Source organism: Amycolatopsis sp. NPDC028719, assembly GCF_055565395.1.
On the sequence record NZ_JBVHUL010000007.1, the window covers coordinates 14,468 to 37,003 of the forward strand.

Sequence of the window (22,536 nt, forward strand, 5' to 3'; positions counted from 1 at the left end):
CGACCTCGAAATCCGGCTCACCGGCCACGCGCGGGAAACGCTTTCCGCGCGGCGGCGGTGGTGCCGGGTTTCGCCGAGTACGCCCGGCTGCGGCGGGACGCCTCGACCGTGCTGCCCAACTGCGACCTGATCGCGCTGGCCGCCGGGGCCGAGCTACCCGACGCGCTCCACTTCCGTTGCGCGTACCAGGAGATCGTGGCCGCGACCGCGGACATCATGTGCTGGACCAACGACGTCCACTCGCTGGCCGCCGGGCTGGCGGCGGGTGACCCGATCAACCTCGTCGTCGTCCTTGCCCGGGAACGCGGGCCGGGACTGGGACACCTGCCGAGGCTGGTCCGAGACCCGTTCGGCTTCTTCGTCTCCCTCGCCGACGCGGGCGAGGTCGTGACCGTCCTCATCGGACGGAAGCCGGTGCACCTCATCACCACACCCCGGCTGGTGCGTTCGGTGCTGCTCGCCGGGGGCGACGTGTTCCGCCGCGGCCGCGTCTTCGAGAAGGCGGCCAAGACGTTCGGCGGCAGGCACCGCATCGCGTCCTACGTGCCCGAGATGCGCGACGCGGTCGAGCGGGGCGTGGCGAAGTGGCGGCCGGGCACGCTGCTCGACATCCCCCGCGTCACCCACGAGATGGCGGTGGACGCGCTCGTCCACGCGCTGTTCAAGGCGGACCTGGCGGCCGGGGCCGCCGAGCGGATCATGGCCGCGTTCCCCGGCGTCGTCTCGGGGATCATGGCGCACACGCTCTATCCGGCCGACTGGATGGAGCGGTTGCCGCTCGGGGTGAACCGCCGGTACCAGAAGTCGTCCGGCGAGGTCCGCACGATCGTCGACGAGGTCATCGCGCGCAGCGCCGGTTCGGACGCCGGCCTGTTGGGTCTGCTCCTTAAAGCGCACGAGGACGGTTCCGCTTTCGACGGGGATCTGCTGCGGGAGACTTCGCCCGGCTACCTCTCCTGGACCGGGTGATCAAGGAGGCGCTGCGCCTGCACACACCGAACTGGCTGCTGACCCGCCGGGCGACCGAGCCGATCAGCCTCGGCGGCTACCGGATTCCGGCCGGGGCCGAGGTCGGGTTCAGCCTGACCGCCCTGCACCGCGACCCGAGGGTGTTCGGCTCCCCGCTGGAGTCCGACCCCGATCGGTGGCTCGACGAAGACCTCGCCGGGCACGCCACCGGCGCCTTCCTCCCGTTCGGGGTCGGCAGGCACCGGTGCCCCGGTGACACGTTCGCGTGGGCCGAACTGGGCGTCGCGCTCGCGACGATTCTGCGGGAATGGCGTCTCGTGCACCGGCCCGGGGCGAAGGTCCGGGAGCTGCCGATGGTGACCGTGCAGCCGTCGGGGTTGCGGATGGTCGCGGAGCGGGGGTGGCAGGCCGAGCTGGCCGGTATCACGTGCGGAGTGCGGGAGCGTCGGCGAAGGCCCGCACGAACGACGACACGCAGTCCTCCGGGGTCGACAGCGAGGCGACGATGTGGCCGTCGATGGTCAACGGCGGGTCGAGCGGGATGGCGCGCACCCGGCGGGCGGCGAACCCGGTCAGCTGTTCGGCCGGCAGGAGGGTCCACGCGTCCTGTCCGGCGCCGATCTCGATCAAGATCGTCAGGATCGAGCCGTCCGAGCGGGCCGCCGACCTGCCTTCGGCCTGGCGCAGTGCGGCGAGCACCGCGTCGTGCATCGCCGGGTCCTCGTCGTGGGCGGGCAGGCGCAGCGGGGTGCGGTCCAGCTCTCCGAGCGTCGCGCGGGTGTGGCCGGCCAGCGGGTGATCGCCGGACACCACGGCGAGGAGGGGCTCCGACCAGGCCCGCACCACCCGGACGCCGGTCGGGTCCACCGGGCCGCGCACCAGCGCGAGGTCGAGCTCGCCGGCGCGGACGGCCGCGAGCCGGGCGGGCACCGGCAGGTCCACCAGCGCCGCTTCGGCCGGTCGTTCCCCTTCGCGCAGGAGCTCCGCGGCGCGTTCCAGGCGCGCGGTCACTCCGGGAGCGACGCCGATCCGCGGCCGGGCGGCGGGCTCACCGGCGACCACGCGCACGCGCGCCGCCGCGGCGAGCGTGTCCCGGGCCGCCGCCAGCACCCGCTCACCGGCCGGCGTGAGCCGGACGTGCCGGGGCGACCGGTCGAGCAGCCGGGTCCCGAGGTCCCGCTCGAGCCGCGCGATCTGGTGGCTCACGGCCGGCTGCACGATGTCGAGCCGCTCCGCGGCCCGCCCGAAGTGCAGCTCCTCGGCGACCGTCACGAAGTACCGCAACGAGCGCAGTTCCACCGTTCCTCCCGGGCCGCACGATGACGAAAAGTGATCGCTGGACAGTCTAAGTGGGTCTGGTTCGAGGCCGTCCCGGCGACTGGAATCGGTTCATGCACATCGGAACCGCTTTGATCGATCCCTCGTCCCCCGCGGAGGTGGTGGCGGCCGCGGCCGACGCCGCCGAGCGCGGTTTCGCCGGCTTCTGGACCAACCAGAAACCCGGCGGCTGGGACCCGCTCACCCTGCTGGCCTCCCTGCGCCGGCGGCCACCCGAAATCGGGACGGCGATCGCCGTCACCTCTCCGCGCCACCCGGTCACCACGGCGGCCGAAGCCCTCACCCTGCAAGCCGCCGCGGGTGGTCTCGTCCTGGGGCTGGGCCCGAGCCACGCCTGGTACGTCCGGGACCAGCTCGGCCTCGGCTACACCTCCCCGCTGCGCCACACCCGCGAGTACCTGACGGTCGTGCGCGCGTTGCTGCACGGCGAACCGGTCCGGCACGACGGCGAGTTCTTCACCGTCGACATCCGCCTGGACATCACCGCCCCGGCACCCGGCCTGCTGCTGTCGGCGCTCGGGCCGCGCATGCTCGAGCTGGCCCGTGAACTCGCCGACGGGGTGGTCGTCACCTGGATCACGCCGCGGATGATCGCCGAGACCATCACCCCGCACACCGCCCGCGGCGCGCGCGTCGTCGCCCAGCTCATCACCCTGCTGAGCCCGGACCCCGACCGCGCCCGGGCCGGGCTGGCCGACCGGCTCACCGCGGTGGGGCAGATGCCCGCCTACCGTGCGTCGCTCGGCCGGGCCGGGTTGTCCGGCCCGGCCGACACGGTCGTCATCGGGGACGAGACGGCGGTCACCGACGCCCTCAAGCGCTATGAGGACGCCGGCGTGACCGACCTGATCGTCAGCCCGCTCAACGAGCGGAGCCGGACCCTGGACCTCCTGAGCTGACGTCGGCGGCCGTCAGGACCCGGTTCCACACGGTGACGTCGTCGATGCCGCCGGGCCAGAAGTCGCTGTGCCGGCCGCCGGAGACGGCACGGCCGAGGGCCAGCGGGCCGGGGGCGGCGTCGCCGGTGGGCTGGCTCCAGGTCCTCGTCTGGGCCACGCCGTCGACGTAGAGGACGTAGGTGCCGGCGTCGGCGTCGTGCACGCCGACCAGGTGGTACCAGCGTCCGGGCACGGGGGCGACGTTCGACAGCGCGCGACCCGCACTGGTCGAGAACGCCAGGCGGTCGTCGGCCGCGGAGTACTGGAGGTAGAAACCGCTGCTCGGGTCGCCGTCCTGGCTGACCGCGGTGGCCCACGAACCCGTGCGGTCCAGCCGGACCCGGGCGCTGACCGAATAGTTCCCGGTGGTGTCCACGACCGGGCCGCCGGTTTCCGCGTACTGGCCCGATCCGTCGAGCTGCAGCGCGGTGCCGGTGACGCCGGGGACCCAGCCGGGGGAGCCGGCCAGGGTGGCGTCGTGGGATCCCGCGCTGTCGTGGGCGGTGGTGCCGCTGCCCTCGTCGAAGCTCCAGGCGCCGACCGGATCGTGCTGGCCCGCCGGGTGGGCGACCTGGACGCTCTGCCGCCGGTGCGTCGTTTCTTCGCCGCCACCGGGGCCGCGGTACGACGCGGTCGCGGTCAGCGTCGCGGCGCTGCCCGGCTCGGCGCCCGCCGGGGCCGTCAGGGTGTAGGACCACGTCCGGGACTGGCCGGGCGGGATCGTGGCCGGCGGGCGTCCGGCGGCGGTGGCGGCCCAGCCGGCCGGGACCGCGAGGCTCACGCGCGGGGAGAGGAGCGGGCGCTGCGTCGTGTTGCGCACCGTGACGTCGAGCGGGGTGCTCCGGCTGATCGTGACGACGCCGTTGGCGTTGGCGGGCCCGACGTCGATGCGGGCGTCCGGGCTCGAGGGTGTCCAGGACTGCAACTCGGTGACGCCGACGAAGGCGCCCGGCGGGTTGGTGAACACCAGCCGGACCTTGCTGGTGGTCAGGGTGGGGAACGTGATCCGGTTGACGCCGTTGCCCACCGGCTTCGCCGGTGCGCGAACCTGGCCGGGGATCTCCTGCCAGGCCGAGCCCGTCCAGTACTGGAGGCTGTAGGCCGCGGCCGGCTTGACCCCGCCGCCGTCGTCGTAGCCGTGCCAGCGGATGTCGCCGACGGGCGTGGGGGCGCCGAAGTCGACTCCGTAGAAGTCGTTCGCGTTCGGCGAGGCGTAGTTCGTCCACCGGGTGTTCTCCGGCACCTCGTTGTACCAGACCTTGCCGTCGAGGGCGTTCCACGCGTTGTCGTAGGTCCAGGTGTAGGAGGTGATCGGCCGGGGGTAGCCGGTGCGCAGCGGGTTGGCCGCGTCGTCGACGAGGCCGTCGGAGCGGGGGAACAGGGCGCCGCCGACATCGATGCTGGTGTTCCGCACCGTCGCCGAGGACTGCACGAGCCGGCCGTCGACGTAGAGCCGCATCCCGGCGCCCTGGCCGTAGTGCTTGCCGTCGCGGTCCCACAGCACCGTGACGTCGTGTCCGTGGTACGGCACGTTTTCGGCGGCGAAGTGGTCCCATGTGGACGGTACGAGCGGCCGGACTTCGAGCGTGTTCCCGGTTTGCGGGCGCAGCCCGATCAACCCGGACAGGACCAGGTCGGTGTAGGTCGAGTGGTTGTAGTCCTCACTGTGGTTGCGCCCGTCGTAGATCCACGCGTCGCGGTCCGGGTCGTGCGCCTCGGCGACGTAGGGCTTGCCGTCCTTGGTCTGGGTCCGGGCGTAGGTGGCCAGCGCGGCCGCGTAGTCCTCTTTGGACACCGTGCTCTGGGCCGGGTAGTCGTCCAGCAGGTTCGCCATGCCGGTCAGGGTCTGTGCGGTGGCGAAGGGCCAGCTGGGCCCGTCCCAGCGGCAGCAGGATCCCGCGTCCTTCATGAAGTACGGGCTGCGGCGCTCCGCGGTGGTCGGGCCGTAGGCGCTCGCGAATCCGCTGGGGTCGCGCAGCTGGGCCCACGCCGTGCTGTCGGCCGGCTGGGCGGCGCCGAACATCCACGGGAGGTAGCCGATCTGCTCGCGGCTGCCGGACAGCCGGTGGCTCGGGTTGTCGTCGCGCGCCATGGCGTAGTAGAAGCCGCGGTTCGGGTCCCACAGCCATTTCTGCAACGCGGCCTTGAGCTGCGCGGCGCGCTGGGCGTATTCGGTGGCGAGCTGGTGGTCGCCGACGGAGTCCGCGATGCGGCTGATCGCGACGGCGTCGCCGTACTGGTAGGAGTTGAGCGTCGGGCGGTACCCGGCGCCGCCGTGGTACGGCTCGGCCGACTCGTAGGACGAGGCGGAGAACTCCATGGCGTCCCAGACCGGCACCGACCAGTACAGGCCGAGGTCGGCGTTGTACTGCTTGTCCCAGCCGCGGTACTGGCGCACCAGCGCCGGCAGCAGCTCGCGCAACGGCGCGAAGTCCCCGGTCACCTGGGCTTGGCCGTAGGCCGAGGTCGCCAGCCACACGCTGTACTCGTGCGCCCAGTCGGTGGTGTCGGCGTTGACGTCGTCGGTGGCCGGCTTGGGGCCGGCGCCGGGTCCGGTGAGCCAGAACTTGAGGTAGTCCCGGCCGTAGGACGGGTCGCGCAGCCAGCGCCCTTCCGTCAGCTGGTGCCCGGTGGCCGCGTTGATCGCCTGGTAGGGCGCGGCGTACCCGCAGCAGTCGAGGAACTCGGTCGAGATCCAGCCGTCCGTGGGATTGGTGTAGCGCAGGTGTTCCTTGAAGACGCGCCACCGGTAGTAGTAGACGTTCTCCATCGTGGCGTCGGGCAGGTCCACGAACGGGATGTTCGCTTCGTACCAGGCGGGATCGGCGTAGCCGGCGAGGGCGGAGCTGTGGTCCAGGAAGTGCGTCCCGGCTACCGGCGCGGCGGGAGCCGCGGTGGCCTCCGCCGCGTCCGCGACGCCGGCGAGAGCGAGTTGAGCGGCGAGGCCGGCCGCGGCCAGCCAGGCGATCGCGCCGCGTCCGCGTCGGTTACGTCTCCAGGACAGCCGCTCGCGCATCGAGCCTCCCACGAGGATTTACAACGTTGTAAAACACAGACTCGACCACTATCGCTCAGGAAAGCCCAAAATGGAACACCTTCGTGGCTCAGGGGCCGGCGAGCTGGGTCCGGATGACGCGCTCGACGATGTCTTCGAGGTTCGCCGGGATGTCCCGGCCGGCGCCGAGGTAACGGCGCACGGCGGCGTAGGGCAGGTCGAGGACGACGAGGAGGATTTCCGCGGTCTCGTGCCCGGTCGCCGTCTTGAGGCCGGTCACCAGGTGGCGGATGTGCTCGTCCCAGCGTGCTTGGTCGGCCTCTCGCGCGGTTCGGCTTTCCGCGGGCCACGCGTCGGGCTCGAAGGCTCCGAGGCCGGCCAGCAGCACCCGCGCGTCAGCCGGGTTGGCGCGGCACCACGACACGGTCCGCCGCCCGAGAGCGGCCGCCGCGGCCACCGGCTCGCCGGCGAAGAGCGGGTACAGCTCGGCGTGGAAACCCCCGACGGCCCGGTTCCAGACGGCGGCGAGCAGGGCCGCGCGGTGGGGGAACCGGTGGTAGACGGAGCCGCTGGACACGGCCGCCTCCCGGATCACGCCGGCGATGGTGATCGCGTCGGGGCTCCCGGCCGCGAGCAGCCGTACTGCGGCGTCGAGGATCGCCGACGTGTCGTGGACGAGGCGGGGCACGGGTTGACGATACCGAACCCCGCTCTCTAGAGTCGTCTCTCTAGAGAGAACCCTCTAGTCAACGGCGGGAGACCCATGCAGAGCCTCGTCCTCACCGGTCCCCGCGGCCTGGAATGGCAGGACCGGCCGGCGCCCCGCCTCTCCGCCCGCGGGGACGCGCTGGTGCGGCCCATCGCCTCGTCCGCCTGCGACCTCGACCGCCGGCTCGTGGTTTCCCCCGCGCCGTTCGAGACGCCCTTCGCGCTCGGCCACGAGGCGGTCGGCGAGATCGTCGACCTCGACGGCGACGACTCGTCGCTGCGGGTCGGCCAGCGGGTGGTCATCCCCTGGCACATCAGCTGTGGCACGTGCGAAAACTGCCGGCGTGGCCTCCCGGGTGCGTGCGCTTCGGTACCCGGGCTCGCGTCCTACGGCACCAGCGCCGGCGGCCTCTGGGGCGGGTTGTTCGACGACCTGGTGCGCGTCCCCTGGGCGCGGCACAACCTGACGCCGCTGCCGCCGGCCGTCGAGCCCTTCGTGGCCGCCTCGGCCGCCGACAACCTCACCGACGCCTTCCAGGCCGTCCGGCCGACGCTCGAAGCGCGGCCCGGCGCCGAGGTGCTCGTGGTCGGGGGAACGGCCAGCCTCGGGCTGCTGACCGTCTTGTGCGCCGTCGCGCTGGGGGCCGCGAACGTCACCTACCTCGACGTCGACGAAGGGCGTCGCGCCCAGGCCGCCGCCGCGGGCGCGACCGTCGTCGCCGTCGACGCGTACCCCGACCGGCTCGACGGCGGTTTCGACCTGGTCGTGGACGCCGCGGCGGCGGCCGCGGGATTCCGGTGCGCGCTGCTGTCCACCCGCCCCGGCGGCACGTGCGTCGTCCGGTCCGTCTACTTCGGAGAGCCGCGCCTGCCGTACTTCGCCTTGTACGCGACGGGTCTCAACCTCGTCATCGGACCACCGCACGCGAGCCCGCACGTACCGGACGTGCTGAAGCTCATCGCCGAGGGAACCCTGGACCCGGCACCGGTCCTGGCCGGCCCGTTCGGCTACGACGAGGCGGTCGGGGTCCTGCTGGACCCGCCGCCGGGCAAGCCGGTCTTCACGCGCTCGTGAGCCGGGCCGCTCACACCGGTCGGGGCGTCTGCTCGAGGCCGGAGAACACGGCGGCGACCAGGCGCCGCCCCTGTGCGGCGCCCTCGTCGTTGTTCGCCACCCGCCACAGGAAGCTCATCAGCATGATGATGTCCGCCGGGTCGTGCCCGGCGGCGATGGTGCCTTCGGCCACGCAGGCGTCGACGAGCTTCTTGACCGCCGCGGTGGTCGGTGCCCAGGAAGCGTCGATCACGTCCTGGGCGGCGGCGCTGTGCAGCGCGTCGCCGAGGCCGTGCTTGATGCGGATGTAGGCCGACAGCGTCTCGAACCACTCGACGAAGGCGGCTTTCGCGGACGAATGCCGCTCGAGGACCTCGTCGGCGGTGGTGGTGAGACGTTCGATGTCGTGCTGGTAGGCCGCGAGGATCAGGTCTTCGCGGGTGGGGAAGTGGCGGTAGAGCGTCCCGGCGCCGACGCCGGCACGCTTGGCGACCTCGCTCAGCGGCACCAGCGGGTTCTGCGCGAACAGCTCGTGGGCGGCCTCGATGATCGCGACACGGTTGCGCGCGGCGGCCTTGCGCTGCGTGCCGTACGTGCCCGGCGTCTGGTCGGTCATGCCTCGATGATGCCCCACGCTTTGACTCGCGGACGATCCTCCGCTAGTTTCGGACCAACATGCGGAGAATCGTCCGCATGTTGGATCCCAGGAGCCTCTCATGCGCTACCGCAAGCTCGGCACCACCGGCCTCGACGTCTCGCCCATCGCGATCGGCGCGATGACCTACGGCGAACCCGACCGCGGCCACCCCGTCTGGTCCCTCGGCGAGGCCGACGCGCGTCCGCTGATCAAGCACGCGCTGGACGCGGGCATCACCTTCTTCGACACCGCGAACATGTACTCGAACGGGTCGAGCGAAGAGATCCTCGGCCGGGCGCTGAAGGACTTCGCCGACCGCGACGACGTGGTGATCGCCACCAAGCTGCGGCACCCGATGCGTCCCGGCCCGAACGGGAAAGGCCTGTCCCGCAAGGCGATCATGACCGAGGTCGAGCACTCCCTGCGGCGCCTCGGCACCGACTACATCGATCTCTACCAGGTGCACCGCAACGACCACGCGACGCCGCTGGAGGAGACGCTCGAAGCGCTCAGCGACCTGGTGAAGGCGGGCAAGGTGCGCTACCTGGGCGCGTCGTCGATGTTCGCCTGGGAGTTCGCCAAGGCGCTGCACCTGCAGAAGCAGCACGGCTGGGCCCGGTTCGTGTCCATGCAGGACCATTACAACCTGCTTGCCCGCGAGGAAGAACGCGAGATGATCCCGCTGTGCCTGGACGAGGGCGTCGGCACGATCGTCTGGAGCCCTCTCGCGCGTGGCCGCCTCGCTCGCGCTTGGGGCGACGCGAAAACGACCGCCCGCTCGGAGACGGATGGCGGCTACGCCGACCTGCTCTACTCGCCCGCGGAAGAGGCGTCGAACCACGCCATCGTCGACGCGGTCGGGAAGGTCGCGGCCGGCCACGGCGTGAGCCGCGCGTCCATCGCCCTGGCCTGGCTGCACCGCCAGCCGGTCGTCACCGCTCCGCTCGTCGGTGCCGGTTCGACCAAGCAGATCGACGACGCGATCGCTTCGCTGGACGTCGAACTGAGCGACGAGGATGTTCGCGCTCTGACTGCCCCGTACACGCCGCGGTATGACTGGCAGGGCGTCTCGGACGAGGCGACCATGGACGCGATCCGGGCCCGGGTCCCGGGAATGGCGCTCAAGTAGGGCTCCGGCGCGGCTGCCCGCTGTTCGAACGCGGAGATCAGCCGGGTGCGGTCAGGGCTTGCAGCTGGGCGAACGACTGGTCGATGGCGTCGCGCAGGTCGAGGTCTTCGGTGGCGTCGACCCACTGCTGGAAGGCGACCCGGTACACCGCGGCGCCCGTTTCGGTGGCCAGGGCGGCTTCGGCGGCGCCGATACCTCGCCGTCGGAGGCCGTCGGCGAGGGTGGCCGACATCTGGGCGAGCTTGATCAGTTCCCGTTCCCGGAGGTCGGCGTTGGCCATGATCACCGCGTGCCGCTTCCGGGCGAGCTCGCGGTCGTGCCCGATGGTGTCGGCCACGGCGTCGAGTGCGGCCGTGACGATCTCGAGCGTCGACGTCGTGGCGGGCGCCGCTTCCAGTGCGGCCAAGGACTTTTCCTCCAGTTCGGCCGCGGCGTCGAAGAGGACCTCGCGCTTGTCGGCGAAGTAGCGGAAGAAGGTGCGGGCGGTGACGCCGGCCCGCTCGGCGATGTCGGCCACCATGGTCTGCTCGAAGCCGCGCTCGAGGTAGAGGGTCAATGCGGCCTCGCGCAACCGGTCACCGGCTCCTGGCTCCCATCGTCCCATGCTGCCGAGTTTAGTGCGGCCGTCCGCGCAGTGATGTCAGCTGATGACATCGGCGTGGTACGGTGATGTCATCAGCTGACATCACCGTCATCGAAAGGCCTGAGCACATGTCACCGACCCAAAACACCGCCGAGACGTCCACGTTCATGGTGTTCGCCACCCTGCGTGACGACACGGACTTCGCGGAATTCTCCGCGCGGCGAGAGGACGAGCAGAAGCAGCTGGAGGTGCTGCGTTCGGCCGGGCGGATCGGCGCCCACCACGTTTCCCCCAGCCGCCGGGCGACGTTCGTCGAGGTCATCGCCGCCGACGAGGAAGAAGTCGCGGAGACGCTGGCCACCCTGCCCTTCGCCCGGTTCTTCGAAGCCGACGTCTACCCGACCACGCCTCCCGACGCCGCGGAGACCGCCCACCGGCTCGCGATCGCGAGCCGGCAGCCCGCTGTTCCCGCAACGACGGCTTGACGGAGAAGGACATGGCGAATCTCAAGGTCGGGAAGTTCCCCGTCGGCAAGGTGCTCATCTCCTTGTCCGCGGCGGGAACCATGGTCGGCGCGTACATCGCCGACTGGAACGAAACCCACATCCACAACCCGACGTGGCCACCCCACGCCAAGTTCCACAACGCGCAGACCATGAGCATGGGTGCCGGCCTGGCCCTGGCGGCGTTGTACCACTTGTGGAAACCGGGCCGGTCACGCCAGTCGCTGGACAGCGCGGCGATCATCGCGAGCCTGTACGGGCTCACCCAGCTTTCCGCCGTGCTCTACCCGGGAACCGCCAGCGTCGACCCGCCCCGCGAAGACGACTGGCCGCAGCTCAAGTCCACTCTGTCCAGTCTCGGGCTGGTCCTGCTCGGCTATGTGACCGAGCGCCGCCGGATCACCCGGGAAATGACGATGCCGTGACTGCCGAGGACCGTCCGGATCGGACCGAGATCTTGGTTGCGCTTGGTGAACCGCCAGAGGCTCTCGTCCGTTTCGGACCAGTAGTCGCTGAACAGCTCGGACGACCCAGCCGGCTTCGCTGTCCCCGAGCAGTCCGGTGGTTTCGGCCTGTACTCGCGGCTGGGCGCGGCGGAAGTCGAGCGCGGCGACGGGCCGCAAGGAGATCACTGCGCTGGTTGACCGCGTGTTCCCGTTGGAAGAGGCCGCGCAGGCGCAACGCCACCTCGCCGAGGGCGGCCCGTTCGGCCGCGTCCTCCTGGCCCTGTAGCCGGCCCGCGTCGTCACGGCCTGGGGCCGGGGGAGCGTTCTAGCTGCGCGCGCAGGAGATTCGGATCGTCTCCGGCCAGGTTGGCGCCGTTGGTCACGTACACGCGGTCCCCCCGGACGGCGACGGCCGTGGTCCCTTGCATGCCGTTTCCGGCGTCCAGCAGGGTTTCCCGGGTGCCGTCCGCGCTCACCCGCACGAGTTCGCTCGCCTGGTTGACCGCGGCGAGGATTTCGGTGCCCCGGCCGGTGAAGTCGAAGTCGTCGATGCCCGCCAGCCCCGCGGCCCGGACCTCGGCGCGGCCGGCGCCGCCGTCCTTCGTCACCGGGATGCGGAGCAGGGTGCCGTGGTCGGAGTTGCTCGCCCACACCGCGCCGTCGTGGATCTTCATGCCGTTGGCGCCGAAGAAGCCGCCGGGCGCCAGCGCCGGGTCCGCCGACCACACGGAAGCGGGGCCGCCCCGCAGCGGGGCCTGCCAGATGCGCCCGCCGGTGGAGTCGGTCACCAGGAACCGGTTTCGCTCGCCGTCGATGACCAGGGCGTTCGGGAAGGTGCCGGCCGGCAACGGCACGACGAGCCGGGGCTCCCCGGACGAGCGGGCCTGCCAGATCCCGGTCAGCCCGCCGCGCCCCGAGCTGTAGAGGAAGTACACGGCCCCGCTGCCGGATCGGGCGACCCCGGTGACCACCGGCGTCCCGATGACCGGGGTGGTGCCGCCACCGCCCGGGGGCAACGGCATGGTGACGAGGGCGTGGACGGCTCCGTCCGGGGCGACCCGCACCACCTGACGGGCCGCGATCATGCCGATGACCGCACCGCCATCGGGTTCCGGGGCGATGCTTTCGGCGACCTGGCCCGCGGCCCGGTCGAAGTGGGCGACGACGCGCACGTCGCCCAGCCGGATGCCGGCCGCATGGACAGGGTCCGCCAGGGCCGCCGGGGCCGCGGCGAGCAGCGCGGTGAGACCGAGCGCGGCACACCGCCGCAGCCCGGTAAGTCGTCGGATCGACATGGTTTTCCTTTCGGTCGTGCGGAAGGGGAAGTTCCGGGCAGGACGGAACGCCCAGCGGCCCGCTTGGGGTCGTCGGGTCCGTGCCCGTGGTGCCGCTCAGCCCGGGAGGTGTCCGTCGCTTCCGGAGGGGGTGAACCGTTCCTGGCCGAGCACGGCCAGCAGCTCCAGCTGCGAGACCGCGGCGCTGCCGGGCGCGGGGGAGTACACGATCAGGCGCTGGTCCTGCCGGGCGGTGGCGAGGATGTCGAAGTCCAGCTCGATGAGCCCGACCGCGGGGTGCCGGATGCGCTTGCGGTCGCCGCGCCGGACCGAAACGTCGTGTCGGGCCCAGAGTTCGGCGAACTCCGCGCTCTCCGCGCGCAACGCACCGATCAGCTTGCCGGCCGCGGGATCGGCCGGGCGGGCCGCCAGGGTCGCCCGCAGGTCCTCCACCTGCGCCCGGCTCTCGTGCTCGTGGTCTTCGGCGGGATACCGGCCGCGCATCTCCGGATCGGTGAACCACCGGTAGGTGCAGCTGCGGGCGAGGCCGCGGAACTGCGTCTGCGCCCCCACCAGCGCGTCCGCCATCGCATTCTGGGCGAGCACGACGTTCAGGTCGGACGCGATCAGGGCGGGCAGGCCCGGCAACCCGTCCACGAGCCGGAGAAGGCCGCGGCTGACGTGCTCGTCACCGCCGGTGCGCGGCGGGGCGTGGTGCCCGGCGAGGCGGAAGAGGTGGTCGCGTTCGTCGATCGTCAGCCGCAGCGCGCGGGCCAGCGCGGTGAGCATCGGGACCGACGGTCGCGGGCCGCGTCCCTGCTCGAGCCGGGCGTAGTAGTCCGGTGACATGCCGGCGAGCTGGGCGACTTCGAAGCGTCGAAGTCCCGGCGTCCGGCGCCGCCCCGCGGCCGCGACACCGACGTTCTCCGGCTGCAGCAGCGCACGCCGGCGCCGGAGGAAGTCCGCGAGTTCGTTCCGTTCCACACTTCCAGGATGACCCCCGCGCGGTGGGACAACCAGGACTCGTCGATACCACCTTCGCGAGGCCGCGCCGGACATCGCGAAAGCGGCTTCGCCGGACTAGGCTCGGATCGAGAGCGAAACTCTTGGACAATCACGGTCAACGCGGACCCGAGGGAGCCATCGACGTGGTCGAGACGCACGACATCGTTCGCCCGCCCGCCGAACTCAGCGCGGCCCTCGCGGCCATCGGCAGCGCGACGGCCAGCGGCGAGCTCAGCCGCATGGGCATCCGCAGCGCGTTCATCCGGGGCCCGGTTTCGGTGACCCCCGGCGTGCGCGTCGCCGGTCCGGCGCTGACGCTGCAGTTCCTGCCGAAGCGGGAGGACCGCTATCCCGTCGACGAGTACGAAGAACCGGAGAAACAGCTGCACCGGCACGTCATGTACCACGCGCAACCCGGCGACATGATCGTCGTCGACGCGCGCGGCGACATGGAAAGCGGTGTGTTCGGCGAGATGATGCTGACCTACTTCAAGGGCCGCGGCGGCGCCGGCGTCGTGATCGACGGGTGCCTGCGCGACATCGGGGAGGCCAAGCAGCTCGGTCTGGGGCTTTGGATCCGGGGCGCCACCCCGAACTTCCACGCCCAGACCGGCATCGTCCCGGCCGCCGTCAACGTGCCGGTGGCGTGCGGTGGCACGCTCGTCGAGCCGGGCGACATCGTCGTCGCCGACGACGACGGGGCGGTCGTCGTGCCGGTCGAGCTCGCCCCGGCCCTGGTGGCCCACGCCCAGGAACACGCGGACTGGGAGGAGTTCTCCCGGATCCGGCTGTCCGAAGGCGGCGACATGCGGTTGTACTACCCGCTTTCGGACGAAGCGCGGCCCGAGTACGAGCGGTGGCGCGCCGAGCAGGGCGGGGCCTGACAGCGCTTTCCGCCCGGCCTGGTCGTGAGTGTTCAGTCGGGTTCTGACCCGACTGAACACTCACGGCTCAGCTCCACAGGCGGTCGTGGCTCGACTCCTTGTCCCAGTGGGTCGTTTCGGCGAAGAACACCGGATCGCGCGGGTCGAGGTGGCGGCGCAGCAGCTCCTCGTTCAGGTCGCCGAACCCCAGTCCCGGGGTGTCCGGCACGGTGATCCGGCCGTCCTGGATCAGCGGGCGGGGGAGCCCGGTGACGAGGTCGCTCCAGAAGTCCACCTCGGCCGCGTGGTGTTCGAGGGCGAGGAAGTTCTCCGTGGCGGCGGCCAGGTGCACGCACGCCATCGTCGCGATCGGCGACGCCGCCAGGTGCAGCGCCATCGCGATCCCGCGCTCCTGCGCGTAGTCGCCGAGCCGCTTGGTCTCCGCGATCCCGCCCGCCGTCGCCGGGTCGGGGTGCACGACGCGGATGGCGCCGGCGTCCAGCAGCGGCCGGAAGCCGTCGAGCAGGTAGATGTCCTCGCCCGTGCACGTCGGGACGGCGACGGCCGCGGTGAGCTGCCGCCACTGGTCGGTCAGCTGCCACGGGATCAGGTCCTCGATCCAGGCCAGGGTGAACGGTTCCAGCGCGCGGCCGATCCGGACGGCCGAGTCGAGGGCGATGTGGCCGAAGTGGTCGGCGGCGAGCGCGACGTCGTACCCGACGACCGACCGGACGATGTCCGCATAGGACACCAAATGCCCGACGCCTCGAGCGGTGACCTGGATGCCGGTGAACGGGTGCATCGTCGTCACGTCCTCGCGGGCACCCGGCGGCGCGATCAGCGCCCCCGGCACGTCCCACAGCAGGTCGATGCCCACGTCCATCTTCAGCATCGTGAACCCGCGCTGCTTGCGCTCCAGCAGCCGGGCGCCCATCGCGTGCGGATCCTGCAGCGACGGCGTGTCCGCGTAGCAGCGGACCTCGTCCCGGAACCGGCCCCCGATCAGCGCGTACGCGGGCACGCCGTACGCCTTGCCGGCCAGGTCCATCAGCGCCATCTCGACGCCGGAGACCCCGCCGCCCTGGCGGCCGTGGAACCCGAACTGCTTGATCTTGCGGAAGATCTTGTCGACGTTGCAAGGGTTTTCGCCGACGAGCCGGCTCTTGAGCACGAGCGCGTACGTGGCGCTGGCCTGGTCGCGCACCTCCCCGTAGCCGGCCAGCCCCTGGTTCGTGTCGATCCGGATGATCGACGAGCGGAACGGCACGCCGGCCAGGTTGGCCACCCGCACGTCGGTGATCCGCAGGTCGCTCGGCCGGGACGCCGTCGCGACGTGCTCCTCCGTGATCTCGCTCATCCCTTCACCGCTCCCGCGGTGAGGCCCTCGGTCAGGAACCGCTGCCCGAACCCGTACATGAGCACGACCGGGATGCTGATCAGCAGCGAGGCCGCGGCCAGCTGCCCCTGCGGCACGACGTCGCCGAAGATCATCGACTGCATGCCGACGGGCAGCGTCTTGTAGTCGTCCTTGGTGATGAACACGAAGGCGAACAGGAACTCGTTCCACGCGTTGGTGAGCGTGAACAGCGCGACCGCGAGCAGGCCCGGCTTGGCCAGCGGCAGCACGATCCGGCGGAACGCCCCGAACCGCGTGCAGCCGTCGACCAAAGCGGCCTCCTCGAGGTCGGCGGGGATGGACTTGAAGTAGCCGACGAGCAGCCACGTCGCGAACGGCAGGGTGAACGTGGGGTAGGCGAGCACGAGCGACCACAACGAGTCGTTGAGCCCGATCCCGCTCATCAGCTCGTACAGCGGGATGAACAGCAGCGCGCCCGGCATCACGTAGGTGAGCAGGATCGTCACCGTGAAGCTCTCCGAACCCCGGAACTTCAGCCGTGCCAGCGCGTAGCCGGCCGATGCCGCGCAGACCACGGCGATCACGGTGGACGCCACCGACACCAGGATCGTGTTGACGTACCAGGTGCCGAACGCGCCCGTGAACAGGTTGGTGAACTGCTCGGTGCTCCACGGCGTCGGCCAGAGGTCGTCGGTGCGCGCGACGATCTGGTCGTCGGACTTGAACGCCGTGACCGTCATCCAGTAGAGCGGGGCGAGCACGAAGCCCAGCAGCCCCACGAGCGCGACCCCCGAGCCGGTGCCGCCGACCAGGCGTGCGGCCAGCCGGTTGCCCCGCGTCGCGAGCACCGAGACGACCCGGCCGACGGCGGCCGCCAGCACCACGAACACGCCCAGGACGAGCGCGGCCTTCCACACGATCTGCGGCGACGCCCAGATCAGCACGAGCACCGAGCCCACGACGATCACCCACGGCAGCGCCCGGCGCTGACCGGGAGTGAGCCGCCGGCGCCCCAGGTCGCTCGCGCCCGGCTGGTCGCTGCGGCGCATCATCCGCACGAGGATCACCACGAGGACGGCGATGATCGGCAGCATCACGAGCGTGACCGCGGCGCCCGCGCCCAGCTGCAGCTGCTGGATGGCCTTCGAGTAGGCCACCAGCACGTACGGGGCGGTGGCGTCCCCGGGCCCGCCCTGGGTCATCAGCCAGATCAGGTCGAAGTTGTTGAACGTCCAGATCGACGACAGCAGCACCGTCACGATCATGACGGGACGCAGCCCCGGCAGCGTGATGTGCACGAAGCGCTGCCACGGCGAGGCGCCGTCCATCATGGCCGCCTCGTGGAGACCGCTGTCGATGGCCTTGAGCCCGGCGAGGAACGTCACCGTGAAGAACGGGATGCCCTTCCAGACGTTGACCAGGATGACCGCCGGCATCGCGAGCGCGGGATCGGACAGCCACTCCGCGGGCCACTTGTCGACGAGACCCATCGCGGCCAGGGCGGGCCCGATCCCGGAGTCGGTGAGCAGGACGTTGACGCTGCCGAAGATGGGGTCGAGCAGGGACCGCCAAGTGAAGGCCGTGACGACCGTCGGGATCACCCACGGCAGCAGGATCACCCCGGCGATGATCGCCTTGCCGCGGCGCATGTGGTGCAGCATCAACGCGGCGATGAGCCCGAAGACCACCTTGAAGATCTCGGCGTACGCGGTGAAGACGAACGAATTCAGCACGCCCTTGTGGAACAGGGCGTCGCCGAAGAGGGCGGTGTAGTTGTCCAGCCCGACGAAGACCGTCTCCGACCCGTGGCGCTCGGTGGCGCTGGTGAAGATCGAGCTGATGATCGGCACCAGGATCAGGCCGGCGACCAGTACCAGCGTCGGCCCGATGAACACCGCGGCGAGGCGCCAGTCGCGCCCGAGCCTCCGTTGTGTCGGGGTGAGCGAGGACGACGTGCCCGGCGCCGGACGGGCCGGCGCCGACTCTGTCCCCTTGGGACGCAGGATGGTCACTGCCGGTAGCCCTGCTGCTCGAAGATCTGGACGATCCGGCCGTGGGTCGCGGCGACGGCGTCGGCCGGCCGGGTGCCCTGGATGACCGACTGCATCATGTCGGTCAGCAGGTAGGCCGCGGTCGCGGCCTGCTCGCCGGGACTCGGGGCCTGGGGGAACGCGTACCCGGTCTTGGTGGTCACCGGGAGCGGCGCGCGGGTCTGCTCCCGCAACGCGGGGAAGGCCGGGTCACCGCTCGTGTAGTACGGGTCGGAGTCCCACACCTTGCTCCACGACGGGTTGACCAGGCACGGTGCCTCCTTCGCGACCCCGAGCAGCGCGGTCCCGCCGACCATGAACTTCGCCACCACCTTGGCGAGGTCGGGTTTCTTCGCGCCCTTGAACACGACGAACGAGTTGGACTCGCCGTACGCGAGGGGCCGGTCGAGCGCCGGTCCGGTCGCGCCGTTGAACACGTGCGTGTTGGCGTAGACCGGGTTCTTCTTGGTCTTCGAGTCGGCGTAGACGCTGAACTGGTTGAGCGTGAGGCCCAGGATCTGGGCCAGCCAGTTCTCGTTGTTGCTCGAGTCGGTCCAGCTGCCGATCCCGGGCGGCAGCATCGGCTTGTACTTCGGGTTCGTGTAGATGTCGCCGATGAACGTGACGGCGGCGACGGTCTCCGGCGAGTTGAACACGACCTTCGTGCCGGTGTTGTCCGCGATCGCCCCGCCGTAGGTGTTGATGACGTTCGCGATGAAGCCGTTGGCGTCGCCGGAGCGGTTCACCGTCAGCCCCCAGCCGAAGCGCCGCTTCGCCGGGTCGGAGACCGCCAACGCGTTGTCGCGCAGCTCTTCCCACGAGTAGTAGGGCTTGAGCGGGAGGCCCTTTTCCTGGTACCAGTCCTTGCGCAGGTACATCCCGGTCGCGATGAAGTGGTAGGGGATCGCGAACCAGCGCCCGTCGAACACGCAGTAGTCGTTCGCCTCCGTCGCGGGCTCCCCGTAAAGCGCTTTCATCTCCTGGACCACGTCGGTGACGTCGGTGAGGGCGCCGAGGTTGTGCAGCTGGCCGACGAACCGCCGGTCGCTCAAGAAGGCCAGATCGCGGTTGGTGCCCGCCTTCACCTCGGCGTCCATCTTCGCGACCATGTCACCGGCGTCGCCGGAGACGAGGTCGTTGCGGACGGTGGTGCCGGTGGCCGAGGCGAACACCTGCAGCGACTTGTCCAGCGCCTTGTTGGCGGCCTCCGAATACAGCTTCTGCGAGAGCATCCCCACCGACCCGCCGCGCAGTTTGGAAGCTTCATCGAGCAGCGCCTGGGGGACCTGGACGTCGACCTGCGGCGCGGGTGCGGGGCCGCTCGAGCACCCGGCGAGACCGAGCACGCCCAGTGCGCTCACCCCCGCGCTCATCCCGAGGAACGTACGCCTCGACAGGTCATTCTTCTCTTCCATGACAACTCCTCGTACCGACGGGGCGACGGTGCAACCGGCGGGACAGCGAGGCGAGCGCCCCGCTGTGGATCTTTCGAGCGTGGATCTTTCAAGCGTGGTTGTTCACGCGGCGAAGGACGCCGAACTGCTGATGCGCTGTCCTGGCAGCCCGTCGAACAGCCCGGCCGAGCCACGGGGCCGCCACAGGGGTACCGGGCCCGCGCCGGGCACGGGGTCGAGTGCCAGTGCGGCCGCCCGTTCCGCGGAGTCGAGCGCCCGGTGGACGACCATCGTGTTGGCCACGCTCTGCGCGACGCTGCCGACCGGCCGCACTCCGAACTGGACGGCGTCGGCGAAGTCGACGAGCTCCGCGCGGTAGCCGTTGTCGCTACCGCGGAAGACTGTGGTGTGGGTGGTGGCGTCGGAGCCGCTGCGCGTCACGTGGCGCTCCGACTCGGAACCGGCGAGCACGAGCACGCCCTCGGTGCCGTACAGCCGCATTTCGTTGGGTTCGGGCGGCACCGGGATCTCCGGGTAGGACGCGGTGTAGTTGCCGATGGCGCCTCCCGTGAACACGAGGTTGAGCGCGAGGTCCGACGGTGCGTCGATCGTGCTGTTGGCCGCCTGCACGGCACCGTGCACCCGCGCGATATCGCCGCAGAGCAACCGGATCTGGGCGATGTGGTGCACGCCGAAGTCGAGGTGCACACCGCCGCGGTACTGCGGCCGGTGCCGCCACGGCGTGCCGCTGAACCCGCCCTCGCGGGGCACCACCCGGCCGGCGTGTCGCCACGCCATCAGGTGCGGGCGCCCGATCGCGCCGCTGTCGAGCAAGGCGCGGGCGTAGCGCAGATCGTCGCGGTAGAAGAAGTTCTCTCCCACCACGAAAGTGCGGTCCGGATGCCCGGCCGCCAAGGCGAGGAAGGCCGCGGCCTGCTCCGCGTCGACGCCGGCCGGCTTCTCGCAGAGCACGTCCTTGCCTGCCGTGAGCGCGTCGCGCGCCACTTCGTACAGGTTCGGGATCGGCACCGAAATCAGCACCGCGTCCACGTCGTCGCGAGCCAGCAACGCGGCCCGGTCGGCGACGGCCCGGGCGGGATCGACCCCGCTGTAACCGGCGAACCGCCCGCGCTGCTCGGCGGAGATGTCGGTGAACGCGGTGACCGCGAACCGGTCGGCGAGCGTGCGCAACGCCGGCCAGTGCAGCTTCTCGACCGCTAGACCGGTGCCGATCAGGCCCAGCCGGATCGGCGGGATCGCTGAAGCTGCCATGCCTCGTCCGTCCTCGTCATCGGTTCCGGAACTCGGTCGTGCAGGGGTTGTCCGTCAACGCCGCCGGGCGGCCCGCTTGCTTCGCTGCTCCTTCTCCGCGAGGAGCGTGGAGTAGTTGTTGCTCAAGTGCTTGCGCATCGCCGCGCGGGCGCCCGAGGAGTCGCGCGCCACGAGCGCCTCGTAGATCTCCGTGTGCTGGGCGGTGGCGCGGCGCAGGCCGGCCGGTGCCTCGTTGGTGAGGCGCCGGCTGGCCGTGCCCAGCCAGCGCGCGGAGTACATGATCCGGTCGAGGATGCGGTTGTCGGCCGCCCGGCAGATCTCCATGTGGAATTCGTGGTCGACCTCGAGGTAGGCCTCGGGATCCGCCTCGAGCGCCGACATCCGCTCGATCTCGTTCCCGAGCCGGGCCAGCGTTTCGTCGGTGATGCTGACCGCGGCCATCGCGGCGAGTTCGGGCTCGAGCAGTACGCGCATCTGGTGCAGTTCCTGCAGCAGTTCGTCGACGATCTCCGTCGGCAGCCACTCGATCAGCAACGGGTTCAGGTAGTCCCATTCCGCGCGGGGACGCACGACGACGCGGCGGCCCTGCGCGACGTCGACGATGTCGAGCGAGGCGAGGATCTTGAGCGTCTCCCTCGCCACCACGCGGGACACCCCGAACTCCTGGGTGATGTCGAGCTCCGACGGGGCCCGGCCGTCCTCGATTTCGCCGCGCACGATCCGCCGGGTCAGGTGGGCCGCCACCTGTACCGGAAGGGTCCGGACCTTGACAGCGTCCGGAGACTCTTGTCTCCTTTGCATGTCAGCAGCTTATAGGACAAGTTAGACATTGCGACAGTCCCGTTCTTCGGCACTACTCAGCGGCAGGAGTGCAATGCGGATCGTGAACGTCACGACAGCCGTGGTGGCCTACCACGGCCAGGCCACGCTGGTGCGGATCGACACCGACGAGGGCATCAGCGGATTCGGCGAGGCCAATCCCGATGCCGGCGCGGGCGCGGTCGTCGGAATGATCAAGGACCTGACGCCCCTCCTGATCGGCGAGGACCCGCGCAACGTCGAGCGGTGCTGGGAAAAACTGCGCCGCAGCAAGGTTTTCGCGGGCCCTCAGGGCGGCGTGTTCGTGATCGCCTTGTCCGGCATCGAACTCGCGCTGTGGGACCTCGCGGGCAAGGCCGCGGGCCAGCCGGTGTACCGGTTGCTGGGCGGCAAGTTCCGCGACCGGATCCGCCTCTACGCCGACTGCGGCGACGGCGACGACCCGGCGGGCTCGGTCGCCGGGTGCGTCGACCGGGCGCAGCGGATGGTCGCCGAAGGCTTCACCGCCCTCAAGTTCGACATCGACGACCTGCACCACCCGGCCAAGTTCGACGCCTTCAACCACACGATCAACGCCGCCGAGCTGCACTCGATGGTCGAGCGCGTGGGCGCCGTCCGGGAAGCGATCGGCCCGGACGTCGATCTGGCCATCGACCTCCACGCCCGTTACGACGTGCCGAGCGCGTGCCGGATCTCGTGGGAGCTGGAGCCCTTCAACCTGATGTGGCTCGAAGAGCCGCTGCCGGCGGAGAACATCGACGCGCTGGTGCGGGTGCGCGCGCAGACCCGCACCCCGATCTGCGCGGGAGAAAACCTGTACCTGCGCTGGGGATTCCGCGAGCTGCTCGAACGCGGCGCCGTGGACGTCATCGAGCCCGACGTGCCGAAGTGCGGCGGCCTCGCCGAGGCCAAGAAGATCGCCAACCTCGCGGAGCTGCACTACATCCCGTTCGCCCCGCACCTGGTGTCGACGCCGCTGGGCACGATGGCGACGTCGCACCAGTGCGGAGCGATCCCCAACTTCTTCGTCCAGGAATGGCACGCTCTCGAGGAGCGCGCGGTGTGGGACAGCTACGTCCACGCCCCCGACGGAAGCGGCTCGATCGTCAAGGACGGCTACATCACGCTGCCCGACACTCCCGGCATCGGCGTGGAGCTCGACATGGACGGCGTCCGGGCGAACGCCGTCGCGGGTTACGGGATTTTCGAGTAGCCGCGGCGT

General features: G+C 70.9%; 21 protein-coding genes and 1 pseudogene. 10 read left to right on the forward strand and 12 right to left on the reverse strand.

What is annotated here, in order from left to right:
• Positions 1 to 57: 57 nt before the first annotated feature.
• The gene (locus ACZ4TR_RS30680) at positions 58 to 969 is read left to right on the forward strand and encodes a terpene synthase family protein (RefSeq protein WP_465290759.1); all 912 of its coding nucleotides are present in this window, start codon (positions 58 to 60) and stop codon (positions 967 to 969) included.
• Positions 966 to 1,250: pseudogene (locus ACZ4TR_RS30685) on the forward strand (cytochrome P450); the annotation flags it as partial. The gene ACZ4TR_RS30680 and the pseudogene ACZ4TR_RS30685, both read left to right, overlap by 4 nt.
• A 142-nt stretch (positions 1,251 to 1,392) precedes the next feature.
• Here the strand turns inward: ACZ4TR_RS30685 and ACZ4TR_RS30690 are convergent.
• A complete protein-coding gene (locus ACZ4TR_RS30690; RefSeq protein ID WP_465290761.1) occupies positions 1,393 to 2,268 on the reverse strand; it encodes a LysR family transcriptional regulator in 876 nt (291 codons plus the stop codon).
• A gap of 92 nt (positions 2,269 to 2,360) precedes the next feature.
• Here ACZ4TR_RS30690 and ACZ4TR_RS30695 point away from each other — a divergent pair, with 92 nt between their 5' ends.
• Positions 2,361 to 3,206 (forward strand): LLM class flavin-dependent oxidoreductase, encoded by an 846-nt coding sequence (locus ACZ4TR_RS30695; protein ID WP_465290763.1) that lies wholly within the window; start codon positions 2,361 to 2,363, stop codon positions 3,204 to 3,206.
• Here the strand turns inward: ACZ4TR_RS30695 and ACZ4TR_RS30700 are convergent.
• Together ACZ4TR_RS30700 and ACZ4TR_RS30705 are read right to left on the reverse strand one after the other, a co-directional pair.
• The gene (locus ACZ4TR_RS30700; protein WP_465290765.1) at positions 3,169 to 6,261 is read right to left on the reverse strand and encodes an MGH1-like glycoside hydrolase domain-containing protein; all 3,093 of its coding nucleotides are present in this window, start codon (positions 6,259 to 6,261) and stop codon (positions 3,169 to 3,171) included. The two genes, ACZ4TR_RS30695 and ACZ4TR_RS30700, sit on opposite strands and share 38 nt — an antisense overlap.
• An 88-nt stretch (positions 6,262 to 6,349) precedes the next feature.
• A complete protein-coding gene (locus ACZ4TR_RS30705; RefSeq protein ID WP_465290767.1) occupies positions 6,350 to 6,928 on the reverse strand; it encodes a TetR/AcrR family transcriptional regulator in 579 nt (192 codons plus the stop codon).
• A gap of 75 nt (positions 6,929 to 7,003) precedes the next feature.
• Between ACZ4TR_RS30705 and ACZ4TR_RS30710 the strand changes: the two genes are divergently transcribed.
• Entirely contained in the window at positions 7,004 to 8,023 is a 1,020-nt protein-coding gene (locus ACZ4TR_RS30710) for a zinc-dependent alcohol dehydrogenase (RefSeq protein ID WP_465290769.1), read from the forward strand.
• Positions 8,024 to 8,033: 10 nt separating this feature from the next.
• Here the strand turns inward: ACZ4TR_RS30710 and ACZ4TR_RS30715 are convergent, their stop codons facing one another.
• Positions 8,034 to 8,618 (reverse strand): TetR/AcrR family transcriptional regulator, encoded by a 585-nt coding sequence (locus ACZ4TR_RS30715; RefSeq protein ID WP_465290771.1) that lies wholly within the window; start codon positions 8,616 to 8,618, stop codon positions 8,034 to 8,036.
• 100 nt (positions 8,619 to 8,718) lie between these two features.
• On the opposite strand from ACZ4TR_RS30715, the gene ACZ4TR_RS30720 reads away from it, so the two are divergent.
• The gene (locus ACZ4TR_RS30720) at positions 8,719 to 9,768 is read left to right on the forward strand and encodes an aldo/keto reductase (RefSeq protein ID WP_465290773.1); all 1,050 of its coding nucleotides are present in this window, start codon (positions 8,719 to 8,721) and stop codon (positions 9,766 to 9,768) included.
• Between the two features lie 37 nt (positions 9,769 to 9,805).
• Here ACZ4TR_RS30720 and ACZ4TR_RS30725 read toward each other — a convergent pair whose 3' ends face one another.
• Positions 9,806 to 10,372, reverse strand: a complete 567-nt coding sequence (locus tag ACZ4TR_RS30725; protein ID WP_465290775.1) for a TetR family transcriptional regulator — start codon at positions 10,370 to 10,372, stop codon at positions 9,806 to 9,808.
• Between the two features lie 107 nt (positions 10,373 to 10,479).
• On the opposite strand from ACZ4TR_RS30725, the gene ACZ4TR_RS30730 reads away from it, so the two are divergent.
• The 3 genes from ACZ4TR_RS30730 to ACZ4TR_RS30740 all read left to right on the forward strand — a co-directional run bounded on the left by ACZ4TR_RS30730 (position 10,480) and on the right by ACZ4TR_RS30740 (position 11,586).
• Positions 10,480 to 10,836 (forward strand): muconolactone Delta-isomerase family protein, encoded by a 357-nt coding sequence (locus ACZ4TR_RS30730; RefSeq protein WP_465290777.1) that lies wholly within the window; start codon positions 10,480 to 10,482, stop codon positions 10,834 to 10,836.
• An 11-nt stretch (positions 10,837 to 10,847) separates the two neighbouring features.
• Entirely contained in the window at positions 10,848 to 11,279 is a 432-nt protein-coding gene (locus ACZ4TR_RS30735; RefSeq protein WP_465290779.1) for a DUF6640 family protein, read from the forward strand.
• A 136-nt stretch (positions 11,280 to 11,415) separates the two neighbouring features.
• Positions 11,416 to 11,586 carry a hypothetical protein gene (locus ACZ4TR_RS30740; protein ID WP_465290781.1) on the forward strand — a complete coding sequence of 57 codons (171 nt, stop codon included), beginning with the start codon at positions 11,416 to 11,418 and terminating at the stop codon, positions 11,584 to 11,586.
• Positions 11,587 to 11,599: 13 nt separating this feature from the next.
• Here ACZ4TR_RS30740 and ACZ4TR_RS30745 read toward each other — a convergent pair whose 3' ends face one another.
• Positions 11,600 to 12,595, reverse strand: coding sequence for a hypothetical protein (locus tag ACZ4TR_RS30745; RefSeq protein WP_465290783.1), 996 nt, complete (start codon positions 12,593 to 12,595; stop codon positions 11,600 to 11,602).
• A gap of 96 nt (positions 12,596 to 12,691) precedes the next feature.
• Positions 12,692 to 13,558 carry a helix-turn-helix transcriptional regulator gene (locus ACZ4TR_RS30750; RefSeq protein WP_465290785.1) on the reverse strand — a complete coding sequence of 289 codons (867 nt, stop codon included), beginning with the start codon at positions 13,556 to 13,558 and terminating at the stop codon, positions 12,692 to 12,694.
• A 164-nt stretch (positions 13,559 to 13,722) separates the two neighbouring features.
• Between ACZ4TR_RS30750 and ACZ4TR_RS30755 the strand changes: the two genes are divergently transcribed.
• The gene (locus ACZ4TR_RS30755; RefSeq protein WP_465290787.1) at positions 13,723 to 14,463 is read left to right on the forward strand and encodes a ribonuclease activity regulator RraA; all 741 of its coding nucleotides are present in this window, start codon (positions 13,723 to 13,725) and stop codon (positions 14,461 to 14,463) included.
• Between the two features lie 67 nt (positions 14,464 to 14,530).
• Here the strand turns inward: ACZ4TR_RS30755 and ACZ4TR_RS30760 are convergent, their stop codons facing one another.
• From ACZ4TR_RS30760 to ACZ4TR_RS30780, 5 genes are all read right to left on the reverse strand, one after another.
• Complete coding sequence (locus ACZ4TR_RS30760) at positions 14,531 to 15,799, reverse strand: mandelate racemase/muconate lactonizing enzyme family protein (protein WP_465290789.1); 1,269 nt, start codon at positions 15,797 to 15,799, stop codon at positions 14,531 to 14,533.
• A complete protein-coding gene (locus ACZ4TR_RS30765) occupies positions 15,796 to 17,811 on the reverse strand; it encodes an ABC transporter permease (RefSeq protein ID WP_465290791.1) in 2,016 nt (671 codons plus the stop codon). Before ACZ4TR_RS30765 ends, ACZ4TR_RS30760 begins: the two co-directional genes overlap by 4 nt.
• Complete coding sequence (locus ACZ4TR_RS30770; RefSeq protein ID WP_465290793.1) at positions 17,808 to 19,244, reverse strand: type 2 periplasmic-binding domain-containing protein; 1,437 nt, start codon at positions 19,242 to 19,244, stop codon at positions 17,808 to 17,810. Before ACZ4TR_RS30770 ends, ACZ4TR_RS30765 begins: the two co-directional genes overlap by 4 nt.
• A gap of 102 nt (positions 19,245 to 19,346) precedes the next feature.
• Complete coding sequence (locus ACZ4TR_RS30775; RefSeq protein ID WP_465290795.1) at positions 19,347 to 20,495, reverse strand: Gfo/Idh/MocA family protein; 1,149 nt, start codon at positions 20,493 to 20,495, stop codon at positions 19,347 to 19,349.
• A 54-nt stretch (positions 20,496 to 20,549) separates the two neighbouring features.
• Positions 20,550 to 21,296: a FadR/GntR family transcriptional regulator gene (locus ACZ4TR_RS30780; protein WP_465290797.1), complete on the reverse strand. Its 747-nt coding sequence runs from the start codon at positions 21,294 to 21,296 to the stop codon at positions 20,550 to 20,552.
• Positions 21,297 to 21,369: 73 nt separating this feature from the next.
• Between ACZ4TR_RS30780 and ACZ4TR_RS30785 the strand changes: the two genes are divergently transcribed.
• Positions 21,370 to 22,527 carry a mandelate racemase/muconate lactonizing enzyme family protein gene (locus ACZ4TR_RS30785; RefSeq protein WP_465290799.1) on the forward strand — a complete coding sequence of 386 codons (1,158 nt, stop codon included), beginning with the start codon at positions 21,370 to 21,372 and terminating at the stop codon, positions 22,525 to 22,527.
• The last annotated feature ends 9 nt before the right edge of the window (positions 22,528 to 22,536 follow it).